The sequence below is a fragment of the Bradyrhizobium betae genome, from assembly GCF_004123905.1.
Classification (GTDB): domain Bacteria; phylum Pseudomonadota; class Alphaproteobacteria; order Rhizobiales; family Xanthobacteraceae; genus Bradyrhizobium; species Bradyrhizobium betae_A.
The window spans coordinates 27,990-41,561 of the sequence record NZ_MZXW01000022.1; the positions used below are offsets into that span (position 1 = coordinate 27,990).

Below are 13,572 nucleotides of genomic sequence, written 5' to 3' on the forward strand. Positions count from 1 at the left end.
GACCCTCCCCTCGCCTGACCTCACCATTTGTAGGAAAGGCTTCCGGTTATGCGTCGGCGATCTCCGTAGAAGCACGAACTAGCCGATGAACAACTCGCGACATAGATCGTGTCCGCGATGTTTATGAAGTTGACCGCCGCTCGCCAATTTTGCCACTCGTAATGCACGGCGAGATCGCCAAGAACGACGGATGGCACCACCAACTTATTGGCTGTGTCTGCGAAGGACGAGCCGACGTACCGAACGCCGCCGCCAAAGCCGAAGCCATTCAGGGCTCCCTCTCGGAACGTGTAATCACCCCAGAGGGAGGCAAGCTGTCTCGGCGTATTCGTCGGAACAGTTCCAATCAGGGCCGGATTCAGATCCTTGCTGACGAACAGGTCGAAGTTGGTGTAGCTCGCCGTGACCTTGAAGTCGGGAGTGATGTTAGCAACAGCCTCGAGTTCCACACCACGCGAGGTGACCTCACCCGTTTGGATGGATCCGACGACGAAGGTCGGATCGCTCGTCAGAACGTTCTTTCGCTTCAGATCGAACAGCGAAATTCCAAAACGGGCGTTCAATCCTACAGGCTGGTACTTCAATCCGATTTCGGCCTGTTCACCGGTTTCAGGCACGAGCAGGTTGCCGGTGGAAGAATTGGTGCCGATGACCGGATTGTAGCTCGTCGCGTAGGAGACATAAGGAGCGAGACCCATATCGAAATTATAGATCGCGCCGACACGGCCCGAAAAACGGCTGTCCTCGCGGCTCTGATCTGGCCCGACATGATTGTTGTTGACGGTGTCGACCCAATCATTGCGCCCGGACAACACGAACGTGAAGCGCCCTAGCTTCATTTGATCCTGAACGTAGAGCGCCTTCTGATTCTGCGTCAGATAATGGTTCGTGCCGGCCACCCCGCTGAACTCGGCCGTGGGAGCATAGACCGGGTTGACGAGATTGAGCCCAGCGGCGCCGCCAAACCCTTGATAGTCGTCAATTCCGTAATGCTTCAGGTCGAACCCGAGGAGGAACGTGTGCGCAACGGGGCCTGTCGCCACTCGGTACTCGAATTGGGTGTCCACGTCGGCCTGCCCCGCCTTGTCGCGAACGAAGAAGTTTCCTCTGTTCAAGGTCACGTCGCCAGGCGTGGTCGTGCCCAGCCCGAACAGAGTTGAATAGAGCACATCCACATGGGCGTAACGTGCGTTCTGACGGATCGTCACGCTGTCCGAGAGGTTCTTCTCGAATTGATAGCCGATCATCTCCTGATCACGCCGCAAGCGATCAACGCTGGGATCGCTCGCGAACAGGCTGGTGGGAATGCGTCCGTAGGGAGCGTTCACGACCGTCCCGACATACGGAAGGAAATTCTGGCCGCGGGTGTCGGTGTGGGAGACCTGGGCGTATAGCGTGAAGCGGGTGTCGCTATCGGGCATCCACGTGAACGAGGGCGCAAGAAAGTAGCTGTTGTCGTTGGTAAAATCGACCTGCGTTCCGCCACCGTGAACCTGACCGACGAAGCGATAGAAGAACTTCCCATCGGACTGGCTCAGTGTCGCCGGTCCACCAACGTCAAACTGGACATAGGAGTTGCCGAAGTTGTTGACCCCCGCCTCGATGAAGCGAATGGGTTCGCCGTAAGCGAGCTTGCTGACCGCATTCACGATGCCGCTGGGGCTTGAACCGCCGTACAGGACTGCAGACGGCCCTCGCAGAACTTCGACGCGATCAAGGCTCCATGGCTGAAGCTTCCAAGTCCCGAACGCAGTCGAGAACAGTTGCAGGCCATCAAGGAAAGTGCCGACGTCCTGAGACGGGAAGCCTCGGATCTGAAACCAATCCTGACGCGTGTCGTTGCCGAATGTACCGGCGAAAACGCCGGGAGTGTAGCGCAAGGTCTCGTCGAACTTCGTGTTGACGTTTTGATCGCGAATTTGTTCGGCCCCGATCACGGACAGTGATTGCGGAGTTTCCATGATCGGCGTGTTTGTCTTGGTGCCTGTCAACGAGCGGTTGGCGACGTAGCCGTTCACTGGCCCATTTGCGCGTTCGCTAGCGCCCGAGGCTGCAGAGCGGTCGGCCGCGGGTGCTGGGGCCGCGGCCGAGTTTGCACGTGTCCTTGCGCGAGCCGCCGTTCTCAAACCGCGCGCCTGGCGCTGAGCGGCAACTGTGGGCCTCGCTCGTTGCCCGGGTGCCTCGACCGTCACCGACGGCAGATTCTGCGCCCCACCCTGCGTGGACGATTGCGCGTGCGATGCCTGCGGCACCAATGCAAAAGCGGATGCGGTCGCCAACACGGCCGACCGCAGCATTCCAAGACTGTTCAACGCGCCACCCCAAAGCTGCATGTTTTGGTGCGTCATGCCGCCTGTCCCAGGACGGCATGCGCTTGCGGTGACGCTTAGGTGAGGGCGCGCGAATTCCCTAATTGAAAGCTTCTTAGAAAAATTCTTAGAAGCAATCCAACATGTCCGGAGATTGCTGAGCGATCAGCGCCGAGTCTTCTCGGCTTCGAGCATCCTCTCGGCCGTCGCCGTGAGGCGGTCGATCTGCGCCAGCAGAGTCTCGAACTCGTCCTTGCTCAACTGCTCCAGCAATTGCCGATTGCGGTCCTGCGCGCCTTCGACGATTGCATCATGCGCCACAAGGCCTGCCGCGGTGAGCGAGACCAGCACCTCGCGGCTGTCCTTTGGATTCGCCGATTTCGCGATCAGCTTGCGCGAGACGAGTTCGGCGAGCGCGCGGCTGATCTGGCCCTTGTCCTGGCCAACGGCTTCGGCGAGCCGCGCCACGCTCATCGGCGGGCGGCGGCCGAGCGAGGCGACGAGGCCGAACTCGACCGAGGACAATCCGGCAAGCCGCTTGTAACGGAGGATCGCGCCGCGCTTGAGCAAATTGGCCAGCACCATCAGCCGCGACGACAGCATCACGGTGATCGGCGCCGGCGAGTGACTTTCGTCCGCATCGGGCGACGCGTGCCCATCCCTGCTCGATGTCTGGCTCATGATCCACCTCTGCCAAGAAAGCCAGGGCATGCCAAGGGCTGGTAGCGCCTTGGTAGCGCAACCTCCCCAGCCTCATCGAAATGCGATTAAGAGGCATTAGAATATCGTTGACATTGTCATCGAATTTTTTTTCACTGGGTCACCGCATCAAGAAGCGACCTGGCCACCAAGGCCCGCGGCGGGAGGAACAACATGACGATGACCCAGCGGGATCGCGATCTCGGCACTGGCTATGCGATGAAGCCGGCCCACACGCGCACCGAGCTCACCTCGGTCGCGCGCGGCACGCCGATGGGAGAATTGCTCCGCCGCTACTGGCATCCGGTCGGGCTTGTGAGCGACGCCACCGACACGCCGAAAAAGGTGCGTGCGCTGGGCGAAGACCTGATCCTGTTCCGCGACAAGCACAACCGCGTCGGCCTGCTGCATGCGCGCTGCTGCCATCGCGGCACCACGCTCTATTACGGCAAGGTCGAGGACGACGGCATCCGCTGCTGCTATCACGGCTGGAAGTTCGACGCCGAGGGCCACTGCTTGGAGCAGCCCTGCGAGCCCGACGGCGGCCAGTTCAAGGACAAGGTGCGCCAGCCCTGGTATCCGGTCGAGGAGCGCTACGGGCTGATCTTCGCCTATATGGGCCCGGCCGAGAAACGCCCGGTGCTGCCGGCTTACGAGTGCCTCGACAACATGGACGATGGTGAGTTCGTCGAAGCCGACGATTCCTCGATCGGCGGCGGCGGGCCGGCGATCATCCCCTGCAACTGGCTGCAGCATTTCGAGAACGTGGTCGATCCCTATCATGTGCCCGTGCTGCACGGATCGTTCTCGGGCCCGCAATTCACCAATATGATGGCCTCGATGCCGGAGGTGACGTTCGACAAGACGCCGCGCGGCATCGCCGTGCGCTCGATCCGCAAGCAGGATGACGGCCGTGTGTTTTACCGCGTCACCGAGGCCGCCCTCCCTACGCTACGCGTCGTGCCGAACCCGCGCGTCGCGCAATTCGCCCGCGTCGAGTCGATCGGCTGGACGCTGCCGATCGACGACACGTCTTTTCGCATCTACGTCGCCGGCCGCGTCAAGACATCAGGCGACATCGGCCGCATGCGCTCAAAATTCAACGGAAAATTCTGGTGGGACATGACCGAGCAAGAGCACCAGCAATTCCCGGGCGACTACGAAGCCCAGGTCGGCCAGGGCCCCGTGACCGTTCACTCCGAAGAGCATTTCGGTCAGAGCGACCGCGGCATCCTGATGATCCGCCGTATGCTGAGCGAGCAACTGGAAGCAATGGAGGCGGATCGCGATCCAATCGGCGTGTCGTTCGACACGAATGCCGCACCGGTCGAATTCGAAGCGGGGAACTACATTCGCGAAGGCTAGAGTCCCGTTCCGATGAAATCGGAACGAGACTCTAGCTTCTTGTTTTGACGCGTTTTCTTTACGCGAACCGGTATCCACTTCGCTCGAAAACGCTTCATGGCTGCCAGCTCCAATCAGGGCTGGACCGACAATAATAACAAAGACAAATTGGGGGGATGCGATGGTCGATGTGACGTCACAGGTGTCAGTTCAGGCGCCCGCCGCGGCAACGCCGTCGCCGCGGCGCTATTACGTGCTGGGCCTGCTCACCATCATCTATGCGCTGAACTTCCTCGACCGCACGATCTTCAACGTCCTGATCGAGCCGATCAAGAAGGAGTTTGCCCTCAGCGACACCATGATGGGCCTGCTCGCGGGCTTCGGCTTCGCCCTGTTCTATTCCCTGCTCGGCATCCCCATCGCGCGCGTCGCCGACCGGCTGAACCGGCGCAACATCGTCGCCGCCGCCTTGGCGTTCTGGAGCGCGATGACGGCGCTGTGCGGCGCGGCCTCGAGCGTGACCTCGCTGGCCCTGGCCCGCATCGGCGTCGGCATCGGCGAATCCGCGGGCTCGCCGGCCTCGCAGTCGATCGTTGCCGATCTCTTCGCCAAGAACGAGCGCCCGCGCGCGCTCGGCATCTACGCCATCGGCACCTATCTCGGCGTCTTCCTCGGCTATTTCATCGGCGGCTACGTCAACCAGCACTATGGCTGGCGGATGGCGTTCTACGTCGCTGGCCTTCCCGGCATCCTGCTCGCAGTGATCCTGTGGCTGACGATCTCCGAGCCGAAGCGCGGCGCCATGCAGGAGAGCTTTGTGCCCGAACCGCTCGGCCCGACGCTGCGATTCCTGGCCTCGCAGCAGAGCTTCATCATCGTCCTGATCGGCTTTTGTCTCACCACCTACACCAATTACGCGACCGCGGCCTGGATCCCGCCGTTCCTCGCCCGCGTTCACCATCTGTCGAGCGCCGAGATCGGCACCTATGCCGGCACCTTCAAGGGGCTCGCCGGCATGGCCGGCACCCTGCTCGGCGGCATCGTGGTGGCGCAAGTGAGCCGCCGCGACGACCGCTGGAAGCTGTGGGCGCCCGCGATCACCTCTGGCCTCGCCGGCCCGGTGTTCGCACTGTGCATGCTGACCCAGGATTTCGCGATGATGGTCACCATGCTGGCGCTGACCTCGTTCCTGGTCGGCTTCCATCTCGGGCCGATCTTCGCGATCGCGCAGACGGTGGCCAAACCGAGCATGCGGGCGCTGGCCTCCGCCCTGATCGCGCTCACCGCGACCTGCTTCGGCCAGGGCGTCGGCCCGCTCGCCGTGGGTGTGGTCAATGACGCCCTCAAGGGCAGCTATGGCGCTGATGCCGTGCGCTATTCCCTGCTTTCGGCGGCGCTCACGACCACCTTGGGCGCCCTGCTGTTCGTCTGGGCCGCGCGGACCATCCGCGCCGATATCGGCCGGGCGGCCTGAGGCCGGTTCGGGCCGCAAGCCCGGCGAAACCAACCGGGCGTAGAAATGAAACCATTTTGCGGAACCCGCGAAACCATCCGGAAACAGATGCTCCTTAAGACATGAGCCTACAGACGGCGCCAAAGCCCGTCGGGAGGCTCGGATGAACCACTCAATTCACTCTGCAGATCGAGGTACCCACCTGAAGATCGTGGTGGTGGCGCTGGTGGCCGGCATCGCAGTGGCCGCCTTCGGGATCGCAGCCCGCACCAACGCCGATTACAGCCAGACCGCGCAGTCGACCCACGTCATCAAGGCCGGCAAGCCGGTGGTCGTGACCAGCGCGGGCACGTCGGAAATCCGCTAAGAGGCAAAACACCCCGCTTAAATGGCAAACGGCCGCCTTTCGGCGGCCGTTTCCAGTTCCAGCCCCTGCGATTGCCTTACCAGGTGTAGCGAAGGCCCGCTTGCGTACCTGCGATCGAGGTTCCAGCGCCGCCGATCGCGGGAAGGCCGGTCTTCGGTGTGGTGATGCTGCTGCCATGAACCTCGAGGTAGGACGACAATTGGGGCGTCCAAAGCACGTTGATCTTGCCCGAGCCGCGGACGCCATACGTGCCGACCGTACCTCCGAAGGGAACGCCCCCGACGATAACCGCGCCGGCGGCGCCGCTCGCATCGACGATCTCGTAATACTGGCCGGAAATCGACGGTTGGACCGTAAAGCCCAGCCACTTCGTCTCGAAACCGGCGCGCGCGCCACCGTGAACTTCCGTCGAGTCGCCGGTCTTGGTGCCGAAATTGGCAGTATAGGTCTCAGAAAAGGTCACACCGGCCGTGGGCTCGATCCAGACCGTGTAAGGAAAGTCGAAGCGGTATTGACCATTGAAGGTGTATGCCACGCCACTGCTGTCGGCGATCCCACCGATGGCAGTGCTCGAATTGTGGGTCCAGCTAGCAAGAGCCGTGAAGTCCGCCGAGAACCCGCCGTTGATATAAGACAGAGTACCGGAGGTCGACGGAATGGAGCCATCGGTCGCGAAGGGCGCCGCAAAGACACCGCCTGCCGTGAAGCTGTGGGCCCACGAATGCGATCCCGTCCCGATGAAGGTCAAGGCGTCGGTTGCCGTGAAGATACCGATCTTGGTCACGTCGACAGCACCGGTCACCGTCGCAACGCTGACTTCAGTGCCCAGCGTCTGTGCCCTGTCGCCGCTGCCGACCAGGTTCACGCCATAGAGCCAGGCCGCGGGGGGCGGCGCCACAAGCGCCGGAGCCTTGGCGTAGGCCAGCGCGCCGAACGGGTTGCTGACGCCCTTGGCGGCAAAGGGATCGCGGTTGTCGAAGTCCGCTTCCTCGCCGCTGAACCGCAGCGTTCCGGGCGGTGCGATGATCCGGCGGTGCTGAATCTGGTCGCGAACGTTCTGGATGATGTTCTGGATGACGTTGTTGATGACTTCCTGCGGGATATTCGACTGCGACTGCGCGGCGGCAGGCCGTGCTGCAAACAAACCAAGGGCGGCAAGTACGGCGACGGCAAAGCCGCGGCGGAAAAATCCTGACTTCATGGTATTCAATTAGCCCCCAACCAATTCAGTTTCCCCGCGGATGGATTCCCCCGCGAGATGACATGCCGAAATTATTGGGGCCGGGGCGCCAGCGTCTTGACCCATTTGGGTGATTCAGGACGGGCGCTCGTGAATCACTCCACCTGATACTTATTTGCAACACTCGGCCGGGCTCAAGGCGAGTCCGTGATACGCGACACACACCCGGCGGTTGGAAGTGCCTAGACTGCTTTTGATTTTTTATTATCGTTCCAGCCAATTTTTTTTGGATGAATTTGCAAATGTCGAAATGGGACTTGAGCGCGGTTGAGGGCGCCTTCGCAGAAGCGGTCGTAGGCTCTCAGGAATGGAAGGGTGCGCTCGAAACGGTCGTATCGATCACCGAAAGCCACGGAGCCTTGCTCCTTCCCGTCACGGGTGGCGTTCTGCGCACCCTGCCCTTCACGGAGTCGATGTCGGGGTCATTCGACAGCTTCGTGCGGGACGGATGGCACCTGCGGGACGAGCGAAATCGCGGCATCCCGCTCATGCAAAAATCCGGCGTCGTCGACGATCTCGACATTTTCAGCGCCGAGACCATCGCCTCGCATCCGTATTATCAGGAATTCCTGGCCCCCCATCGTTTGCGTTGGTTTGCGGGTGTTGGGATTTTCTTCGAGGACGACATCTGGTGCCTGTCGATCCAGCGAAGGATCGATCAGGATCCCTTTTCTGCCGCGGAGAAAAGCAAGCTGGCGCAGCTTTCAAGATCGCTTGCCGCAAGCGCGGCAACGGCCCGCGTGCTCGGCGAAGTCGCAAGCTCCGGAGCTCTTGAAGCCTTTGCCGCGAGCAACACGGCGGCGGTCCTCGTCGACCGCCATGGCAAAATCTTCGAAGCCAACGCGGCGGCCGAACGGCTTCTGTCGGGCGAAATCCGGCTCAAGAACGGAAAACTGGTCCATGTCTCCGAGGCCACGTTCCCCAGCCTCGACCGCGCGCTGTCGCGCGTCTTGAACCAGGCGAAAGCAGGCTTGCATGCTCCCGTGCCGCTTCAACGGAAAGAGCGGGGGCCGTTGCTGGCTTATCCAGCGCGACTGCAACGGACCATGGGCAACGCTCTCGCCGATTGCCAGGCTATCATCGTTCTGGTCGACCCGGACGTCAGGAAGAACCCGGCCGAAGCGACACTCCGCTCGGTCTACAAGCTCAGTGGCGCAGAAGCCCGCCTCGCGATCCAACTGGCCACGGGCGAGGCCCTGGACGAGGTCGCGGGCCGTTTGAGCATCTCGAAGGAGACGTCAAGAACGCAGCTCAAGAGCATTTTTGCGAAACTGGGCGTCCATCGGCAAGCCGAGCTCGTCGCCGTGCTTTCGACTCTCCTGACCGGTGTCGGCTAAAGCGCAATGAGATTGGGATGAATCGTCATCGCGCTTTAGATTGTTGTTTGCGCATGATCTTTTCGGAAGACCCTTCACACTTGTCCGGATCATGCTCTCGAGGCCGCGCCTCTTCACCCAATTGGGTGAAGACCGCCGTCCCCAAAACCGCTACTGCAAATATCGGGCGCCGCACCCAATTCATTGAGCGGTCTGATCCAATTTTCGTCTTTTCGCAACACGACGAGTGGCAGTTGCCTGGCTTACCTCGCTTCTTTTCGAGCGCTCGCCTGCTTCACGGATGTGACGTCGCACATCCTCACGCACGCCCTGGATGATCGACTCCCGCGAGGATTCGGCCGGGTCGTCGCAGCGAGCCGCGCCACATAGCGCCACGAGCACCCCGAACGGCAGGATGGGCGCACCGAACAACCGCAACAGTCGTGTCATCTGGAAATCTCCCGGCACGTCACAGGACCCGGCCCGCCGCCTTATCGTCAACCCGCGCGTTGCGCCTTTGGTTTCACCGCTCATACTCGCACCTTTCGTCACGGCAAAGGCCGCCCCGGTTCACCGGACCGCGGGAGCACGGGCCTTTGATGTCGTCATCGACCTCGTCCTGATGTAAACAACGCGTCATCGTCCCGATCGATTTTTTGATTTTCGAGATTTCTCCCGATGCTTGAAATCCATCGTTTTGCAATCCGTGCCGCTGGAAAACCGCGGGACATGTCGGCGTCGCCGGGCCTGGTGCGGCGCATCGTTCTTTCCGGTCTCGCGGCGCTGTCGATTCTCGTTGCAGTGCCGCCGCAGGCCTTCGCCGGGGAGAGGATCGCGCTGGTCGTCGGCAACAGCGACTATCGCAAGGTGCCGAAACTGATCAATCCCGCCAACGACGCGGCCGACATGGCGACGTCATTGGGACGGCTCGGATATACCGTCAAGCACCTCGCCGACCTCGACTACAACCATTTCCGCCAGGCCCTGATCGAATTTGGCAACGCCGCGAAGACGGCCGACAAGGCCGTGATCTTCTTCGCCGGCCACGGCGTTGAAATCGACGGAAAGAACTGGCTGATCCCGGTCGACGCCGAGATCAAGTCCGAGATCGACGTCTATGCCGAGGCGGTCAATCTCGAGACCCTGATCGACATCTCGGTGATGCCGAAGATCATCGGACTCGTGGTTCTCGACGCGTGTCGCAACGACCCCTTCGAGACCACCAAGGTCGCAGCCGCTGGCCGCTCGCTCTCCTCGCGCCCCGCGCCAGCAAAAGGAGCGACCAATGCGGCGCCCCGCACGCAGAGCGCCCTGACACCGGTCACCGCCGGCATGCGTGGCCTCGCCCCCGTCGAGGTCAGCGACAACGTGCTCGTCGCCTTTGCGGCCGCCGCCGGCACCACGGCGAGCGACGGTGCCGGCCGCAACAGCCCCTACTCCGGCTCACTGCTGCGCCACGTCGAAACGCCGCAGCTCGAAATCAACTATCTCTTCCGGATCGTCCACGACGAAGTCTGGAAGGAGACCGGGACGCAGGAGCCCGCGATCTACGGAACCCTGCCGAAGGTCGACATCTACCTCAACGGCGAGGCCGCCGTTGCGACGACTGACGGCGGAGCGGACGCCGAGCAGGTCGCCTGGGAGTTCGTGCGCGCGACCAACGAGGTCGCGACGCTGCGCCGTTTCACCGAACAGTTTCCCGCCGGTTCGCATACGGGTGAGGTCAACGATCGCATTGCGCAGTTGAAGACCGCGGAAGACAACGCCTGGACGATCGTCCAGCGGCAGAAGTCGCTTGCCGCCTACCGCGCCTATCTGGACCTCTATCCGTACGGCGAGCATGTCGAGAACGCCCGGGTCACGCTGGCGTCGCTCGAGAAAGCGGCGAAGCCCGGCCAGGCCGGTGGAGCGATCGACATGCCCGGCCCACCGCCGGCGAGCTATCAACTCGCTGCGGCCGATACGGCGGCCAGCAGTCCGGACTCGGTCGAGAAGGCCTGGGACGTGCTGAAGGGGTCGCGCGATCAGGGCGTGGTCGGCCGATTCGCCGAGCGCTATCCGAGCCTGCGCGGCAATCGCCTGCCGCCGGGAAGCGACCTTGCGCTGCGGCCCGTCAATTCGACCGAATTGATGCTGCGCACCGCGCAGGACGGCGACGTCAATTCCTGCTTCGACGGCGATGCCGCGGCCTGCGCCAGGTCCGTCAAGAAATACCCCGACTACGTCCAGCTTCAGTTCCAGCTCTGCCGCGCCAAGGGCAATCCCAGGGGATGCATGATCAACGCGGTGACCGAGGCGCGCAAGCGAGGCCTGCTGGTCTCGGCTTACACCCGCTCAGAAGAGGAAAAGACGCGCAACCGCGAATACCGGCGCGTCATCGCGCGCGTGAATCAGAACGTCGGCAATGTGGTCAGCGGCGTCGTCAGCAATGTGGTCGGCAACGTGGTCAGCAATGCCGTCAGCGCCAGCGTGTCGGCCGCAGTCAGCAATGCCGCGGCCACCGCGGCAGCCGCCGCGGCATCAGGTGCCGCAAGCCGGGCGGCGGCGGCCGCTGCGAGCGCGTCCGCATCGCGCGCAGCGTCGAGCGCCGCCAGCAGGGCCGCCTCTTCGGCGGCATCAAACGCGGCGAGCAAGTCGGCATCGAGCGCGGCGTCAAGCGCGGCCAGCAGGGCGGCGTCCACAGCCGCTTCCAATGCCGCGAGCCGCATCCCCATCCCCTCCGATCTCCGCCTCAAGGCGGATATCACCGCGCTGGGCTGGACCGACAACGGTCTTCGTCTGTATCGTTACCGCTACAGGGGTGACGCGACGTTCTATGTCGGTGTGATGGCGCAGGATGTCGCACAGCTCGTGCCTGCGGCGGTCTCGCCGGGAATGGACGGGTATCTCCAGGTCGACTATGGCCTGCTCGGTCTCGAATTCCTCACCTATCGCGACTGGATCGCACGACATCCCGATTCAGAGCTCAATTAAGGGACGCGACTTCGCCTTGCGCTTGCCGGGTCTGTTCATTGCGGTCGCCATGGCCGTCGTTATGGCCCGCCTCGGCGCCGATGCAAAAGCCGCCGGCGGCCGCGTCGCCCTCGTCGTCGGAAACTCCGGCTACCGCAATGCGCCGCCGATCCCCTCACCCGTCAACGACGCCGAGGACATCGCGGCCGCCCTTGCCGGCCTCGGTTTCGACGTCGATCTGCGCAAGGATGCGACGCTCGACGATCTCAGGACGGGGATCCGCTCCTTCACCGAGAAGTCCGCCAATGCCGACATCTCGATTTTCTATTTTGCCGGCTACAGCGCCTCTGCCGGCGTCGGCGGCTATCTGATCCCGGTCGATGCCAGGCTGGCGACACCGCAATCGTCCCGCACCGAGACTATTCCTCTGCCCACAGCGATCGCCGGGGCCGCCCGCGCCCGCAGGCTCGGGCTCGTGATCTTCGACGCCATGAGGGACAATCCGTTCCCGGCCCAACCTGACGGCCGCGGCAGCGGCGATCCCGTTGCCGCAGCCCGAGGTGGATCGATCCGCAACACGCTGGTGTTCTTTCCAACGGAGCCGGGCCGTATCGCGGACGACGGCAAAGCCCGCAACAGCCCCTTCGCTGCGGCGTTGCTGAAATATCTCCCTCAGGCCGATCTCGAGATCAATTTCGTGTTTCGCAGCGTTCGCGACGACGTGCGCGAGGCCACGCAGCAGAGGCAAACGCCGTACATGTATGGCCAGCTCTCCAGGGACAGGATCTATCTCAATCCCGTCAAGCAGGCCGCCATCGTGCAGGCCGATCCGGCGCTGGCGCGGCGTTGCGACAACCTCGCCGCCGGGCTGGAGGACGCAAGGAAAGGCACCGCCGGCCAAGGCGATGCGGGCGAGAATAAGAAGGCGGCGGAGGCGGCTGCAGCTTGCTCGGATGCGGTCCAGCAGTCCCCCGGTGCGGACCGGTTGCACTATCAGCTCGGACGCTCGCTGTTCGGCACGCGCGACTACACAGGGGCCATGGCGAGCTACAAGACGGCATCCGAGCTCGGCAACGCGCGCGCGATCTACGAGCTGGGCTGGATGTACGACAGCGGCAACGGCGTGGAGAAGGACCCTGCCCGCGCGCGCTTCTACTACGAGATGGCCGCCGAGAAGAAGATCGCCCCGGCGATCGTCAGCCTCGGCATGCAGCAGGAGCGTGGGATCGGCGCGGCCAGCGATCCCGCGAAAGCCTATGCGCTCTACCAGCGCGCCGCCGATCTCGGCGATGCGACCGCCGTCAACAGGATGGGCGAGCTCACCGAGAAGGGACTGGGGGTCAAGCAGAACCTGAAACAGGCCCGCGCCTTCTACGAGAAGAGCGCGGCCATGGGCGGGCTGGAGGCGATGGTCAATCTCGCCCGCTGCAATGCCAACGGCATTGGCGGACGGCAGGATATCCCCGAGGCAAGGCGGCTTCTGGCCAAGGCGGCACAAGCCGGAAGTGCGGACGCACGGCGCATCCTGGCCCATATCGAAGATACCAGGTCGAAATAGGACAATTCGACAATTCCGCGCTCTAGATCAACGACGACCAGACCATCGCGATCCAGTGTGAGGACTCGCTCGAGCACGCCTTGCGGTCCTGCGAATTCGGCAACTCTGCGCCAGATCTCGCGCGCGGTATCGCCGACGACCTCGAAGCCTTCATCGGGCAAACAGGAGAGACCACTTGAACGACAAGCACCACAAGCCTGCGCGATCATGTGGTACGCGTGCCCGTGCGGCCGCCGCGGAGGGCATCTGAAAATCCCGCGACGGAGCAGAACGGTCGACGGTTGCAGCGCTGGTCCACGATCGACCACTTCGGCGTACTGCCGTCATGACGCGC

General features: G+C 62.9%; 10 protein-coding genes. 6 read left to right on the forward strand and 4 right to left on the reverse strand.

What is annotated here, in order from left to right; translation table 11 throughout:
- Positions 1–20 precede the first annotated feature (20 nt).
- Both B5V03_RS19730 and B5V03_RS19735 read right to left on the reverse strand, forming a co-directional pair.
- The gene (locus B5V03_RS19730; protein WP_433995342.1) at positions 21–2,348 is read right to left on the reverse strand and encodes a TonB-dependent siderophore receptor; all 2,328 of its coding nucleotides are present in this window, start codon (positions 2,346–2,348) and stop codon (positions 21–23) included.
- Positions 2,349–2,474: 126 nt separating this feature from the next.
- Positions 2,475–2,990: a MarR family winged helix-turn-helix transcriptional regulator gene (locus B5V03_RS19735; protein ID WP_129272078.1), complete on the reverse strand. Its 516-nt coding sequence runs from the start codon at positions 2,988–2,990 to the stop codon at positions 2,475–2,477.
- Positions 2,991–3,182: 192 nt separating this feature from the next.
- Here B5V03_RS19735 and B5V03_RS19740 point away from each other — a divergent pair, with 192 nt between their 5' ends.
- From B5V03_RS19740 to B5V03_RS19750, 3 genes are all read left to right on the forward strand, one after another.
- Entirely contained in the window at positions 3,183–4,373 is a 1,191-nt protein-coding gene (locus tag B5V03_RS19740; RefSeq protein WP_129272079.1) for an aromatic ring-hydroxylating dioxygenase subunit alpha, read from the forward strand.
- Positions 4,374–4,533: 160 nt separating this feature from the next.
- Entirely contained in the window at positions 4,534–5,826 is a 1,293-nt protein-coding gene (locus B5V03_RS19745; protein WP_129272080.1) for a spinster family MFS transporter, read from the forward strand.
- Positions 5,827–5,968: 142 nt separating this feature from the next.
- The gene (locus tag B5V03_RS19750; protein WP_129272081.1) at positions 5,969–6,172 is read left to right on the forward strand and encodes a hypothetical protein; all 204 of its coding nucleotides are present in this window, start codon (positions 5,969–5,971) and stop codon (positions 6,170–6,172) included.
- Positions 6,173–6,248: 76 nt separating this feature from the next.
- Here the strand turns inward: B5V03_RS19750 and B5V03_RS19755 are convergent, their stop codons facing one another.
- On the reverse strand, positions 6,249–7,373 hold the full coding sequence (locus tag B5V03_RS19755; protein WP_129272082.1) for a hypothetical protein: 1,125 nt from the start codon (positions 7,371–7,373) through the stop codon (positions 6,249–6,251).
- 281 nt (positions 7,374–7,654) lie between these two features.
- Here B5V03_RS19755 and B5V03_RS19760 point away from each other — a divergent pair, with 281 nt between their 5' ends.
- The gene (locus B5V03_RS19760; protein ID WP_164988144.1) at positions 7,655–8,749 is read left to right on the forward strand and encodes a helix-turn-helix transcriptional regulator; all 1,095 of its coding nucleotides are present in this window, start codon (positions 7,655–7,657) and stop codon (positions 8,747–8,749) included.
- Between the two features lie 180 nt (positions 8,750–8,929).
- Here B5V03_RS19760 and B5V03_RS19765 read toward each other — a convergent pair whose 3' ends face one another.
- Complete coding sequence (locus B5V03_RS19765) at positions 8,930–9,178, reverse strand: hypothetical protein (protein WP_129272084.1); 249 nt, start codon at positions 9,176–9,178, stop codon at positions 8,930–8,932.
- Between the two features lie 279 nt (positions 9,179–9,457).
- Here B5V03_RS19765 and B5V03_RS19770 point away from each other — a divergent pair, with 279 nt between their 5' ends.
- Positions 9,458–11,701 (forward strand): caspase family protein, encoded by a 2,244-nt coding sequence (locus B5V03_RS19770; protein ID WP_164988145.1) that lies wholly within the window; start codon positions 9,458–9,460, stop codon positions 11,699–11,701.
- Positions 11,702–11,750: 49 nt separating this feature from the next.
- Positions 11,751–13,238: a caspase family protein gene (locus tag B5V03_RS19775; RefSeq protein WP_164988146.1), complete on the forward strand. Its 1,488-nt coding sequence runs from the start codon at positions 11,751–11,753 to the stop codon at positions 13,236–13,238.
- The last annotated feature ends 334 nt before the right edge of the window (positions 13,239–13,572 follow it).

What these genes read in the sequence shown, in the direction of transcription:
- B5V03_RS19730 (WP_433995342.1), bottom strand. Translation starts at nt 2,348, where the DNA reads ATGACGCACCAAAACATGCAGCTTTGGGGTGGCGCGTTGAACAGTCTT.
- B5V03_RS19735 (WP_129272078.1), bottom strand. Translation starts at nt 2,990, where the DNA reads ATGAGCCAGACATCGAGCAGGGATGGGCACGCGTCGCCCGATGCGGAC.
- B5V03_RS19740 (WP_129272079.1), top strand. Translation starts at nt 3,183, where the DNA reads ATGACGATGACCCAGCGGGATCGCGATCTCGGCACTGGCTATGCGATG.
- B5V03_RS19745 (WP_129272080.1), top strand. Translation starts at nt 4,534, where the DNA reads ATGGTCGATGTGACGTCACAGGTGTCAGTTCAGGCGCCCGCCGCGGCA.
- B5V03_RS19750 (WP_129272081.1), top strand. Translation starts at nt 5,969, where the DNA reads ATGAACCACTCAATTCACTCTGCAGATCGAGGTACCCACCTGAAGATC.
- B5V03_RS19755 (WP_129272082.1), bottom strand. Translation starts at nt 7,373, where the DNA reads ATGAAGTCAGGATTTTTCCGCCGCGGCTTTGCCGTCGCCGTACTTGCC.
- B5V03_RS19760 (WP_164988144.1), top strand. Translation starts at nt 7,655, where the DNA reads ATGTCGAAATGGGACTTGAGCGCGGTTGAGGGCGCCTTCGCAGAAGCG.
- B5V03_RS19765 (WP_129272084.1), bottom strand. Translation starts at nt 9,178, where the DNA reads ATGACACGACTGTTGCGGTTGTTCGGTGCGCCCATCCTGCCGTTCGGG.
- B5V03_RS19770 (WP_164988145.1), top strand. Translation starts at nt 9,458, where the DNA reads ATGTCGGCGTCGCCGGGCCTGGTGCGGCGCATCGTTCTTTCCGGTCTC.
- B5V03_RS19775 (WP_164988146.1), top strand. Translation starts at nt 11,751, where the DNA reads ATGGCCGTCGTTATGGCCCGCCTCGGCGCCGATGCAAAAGCCGCCGGC.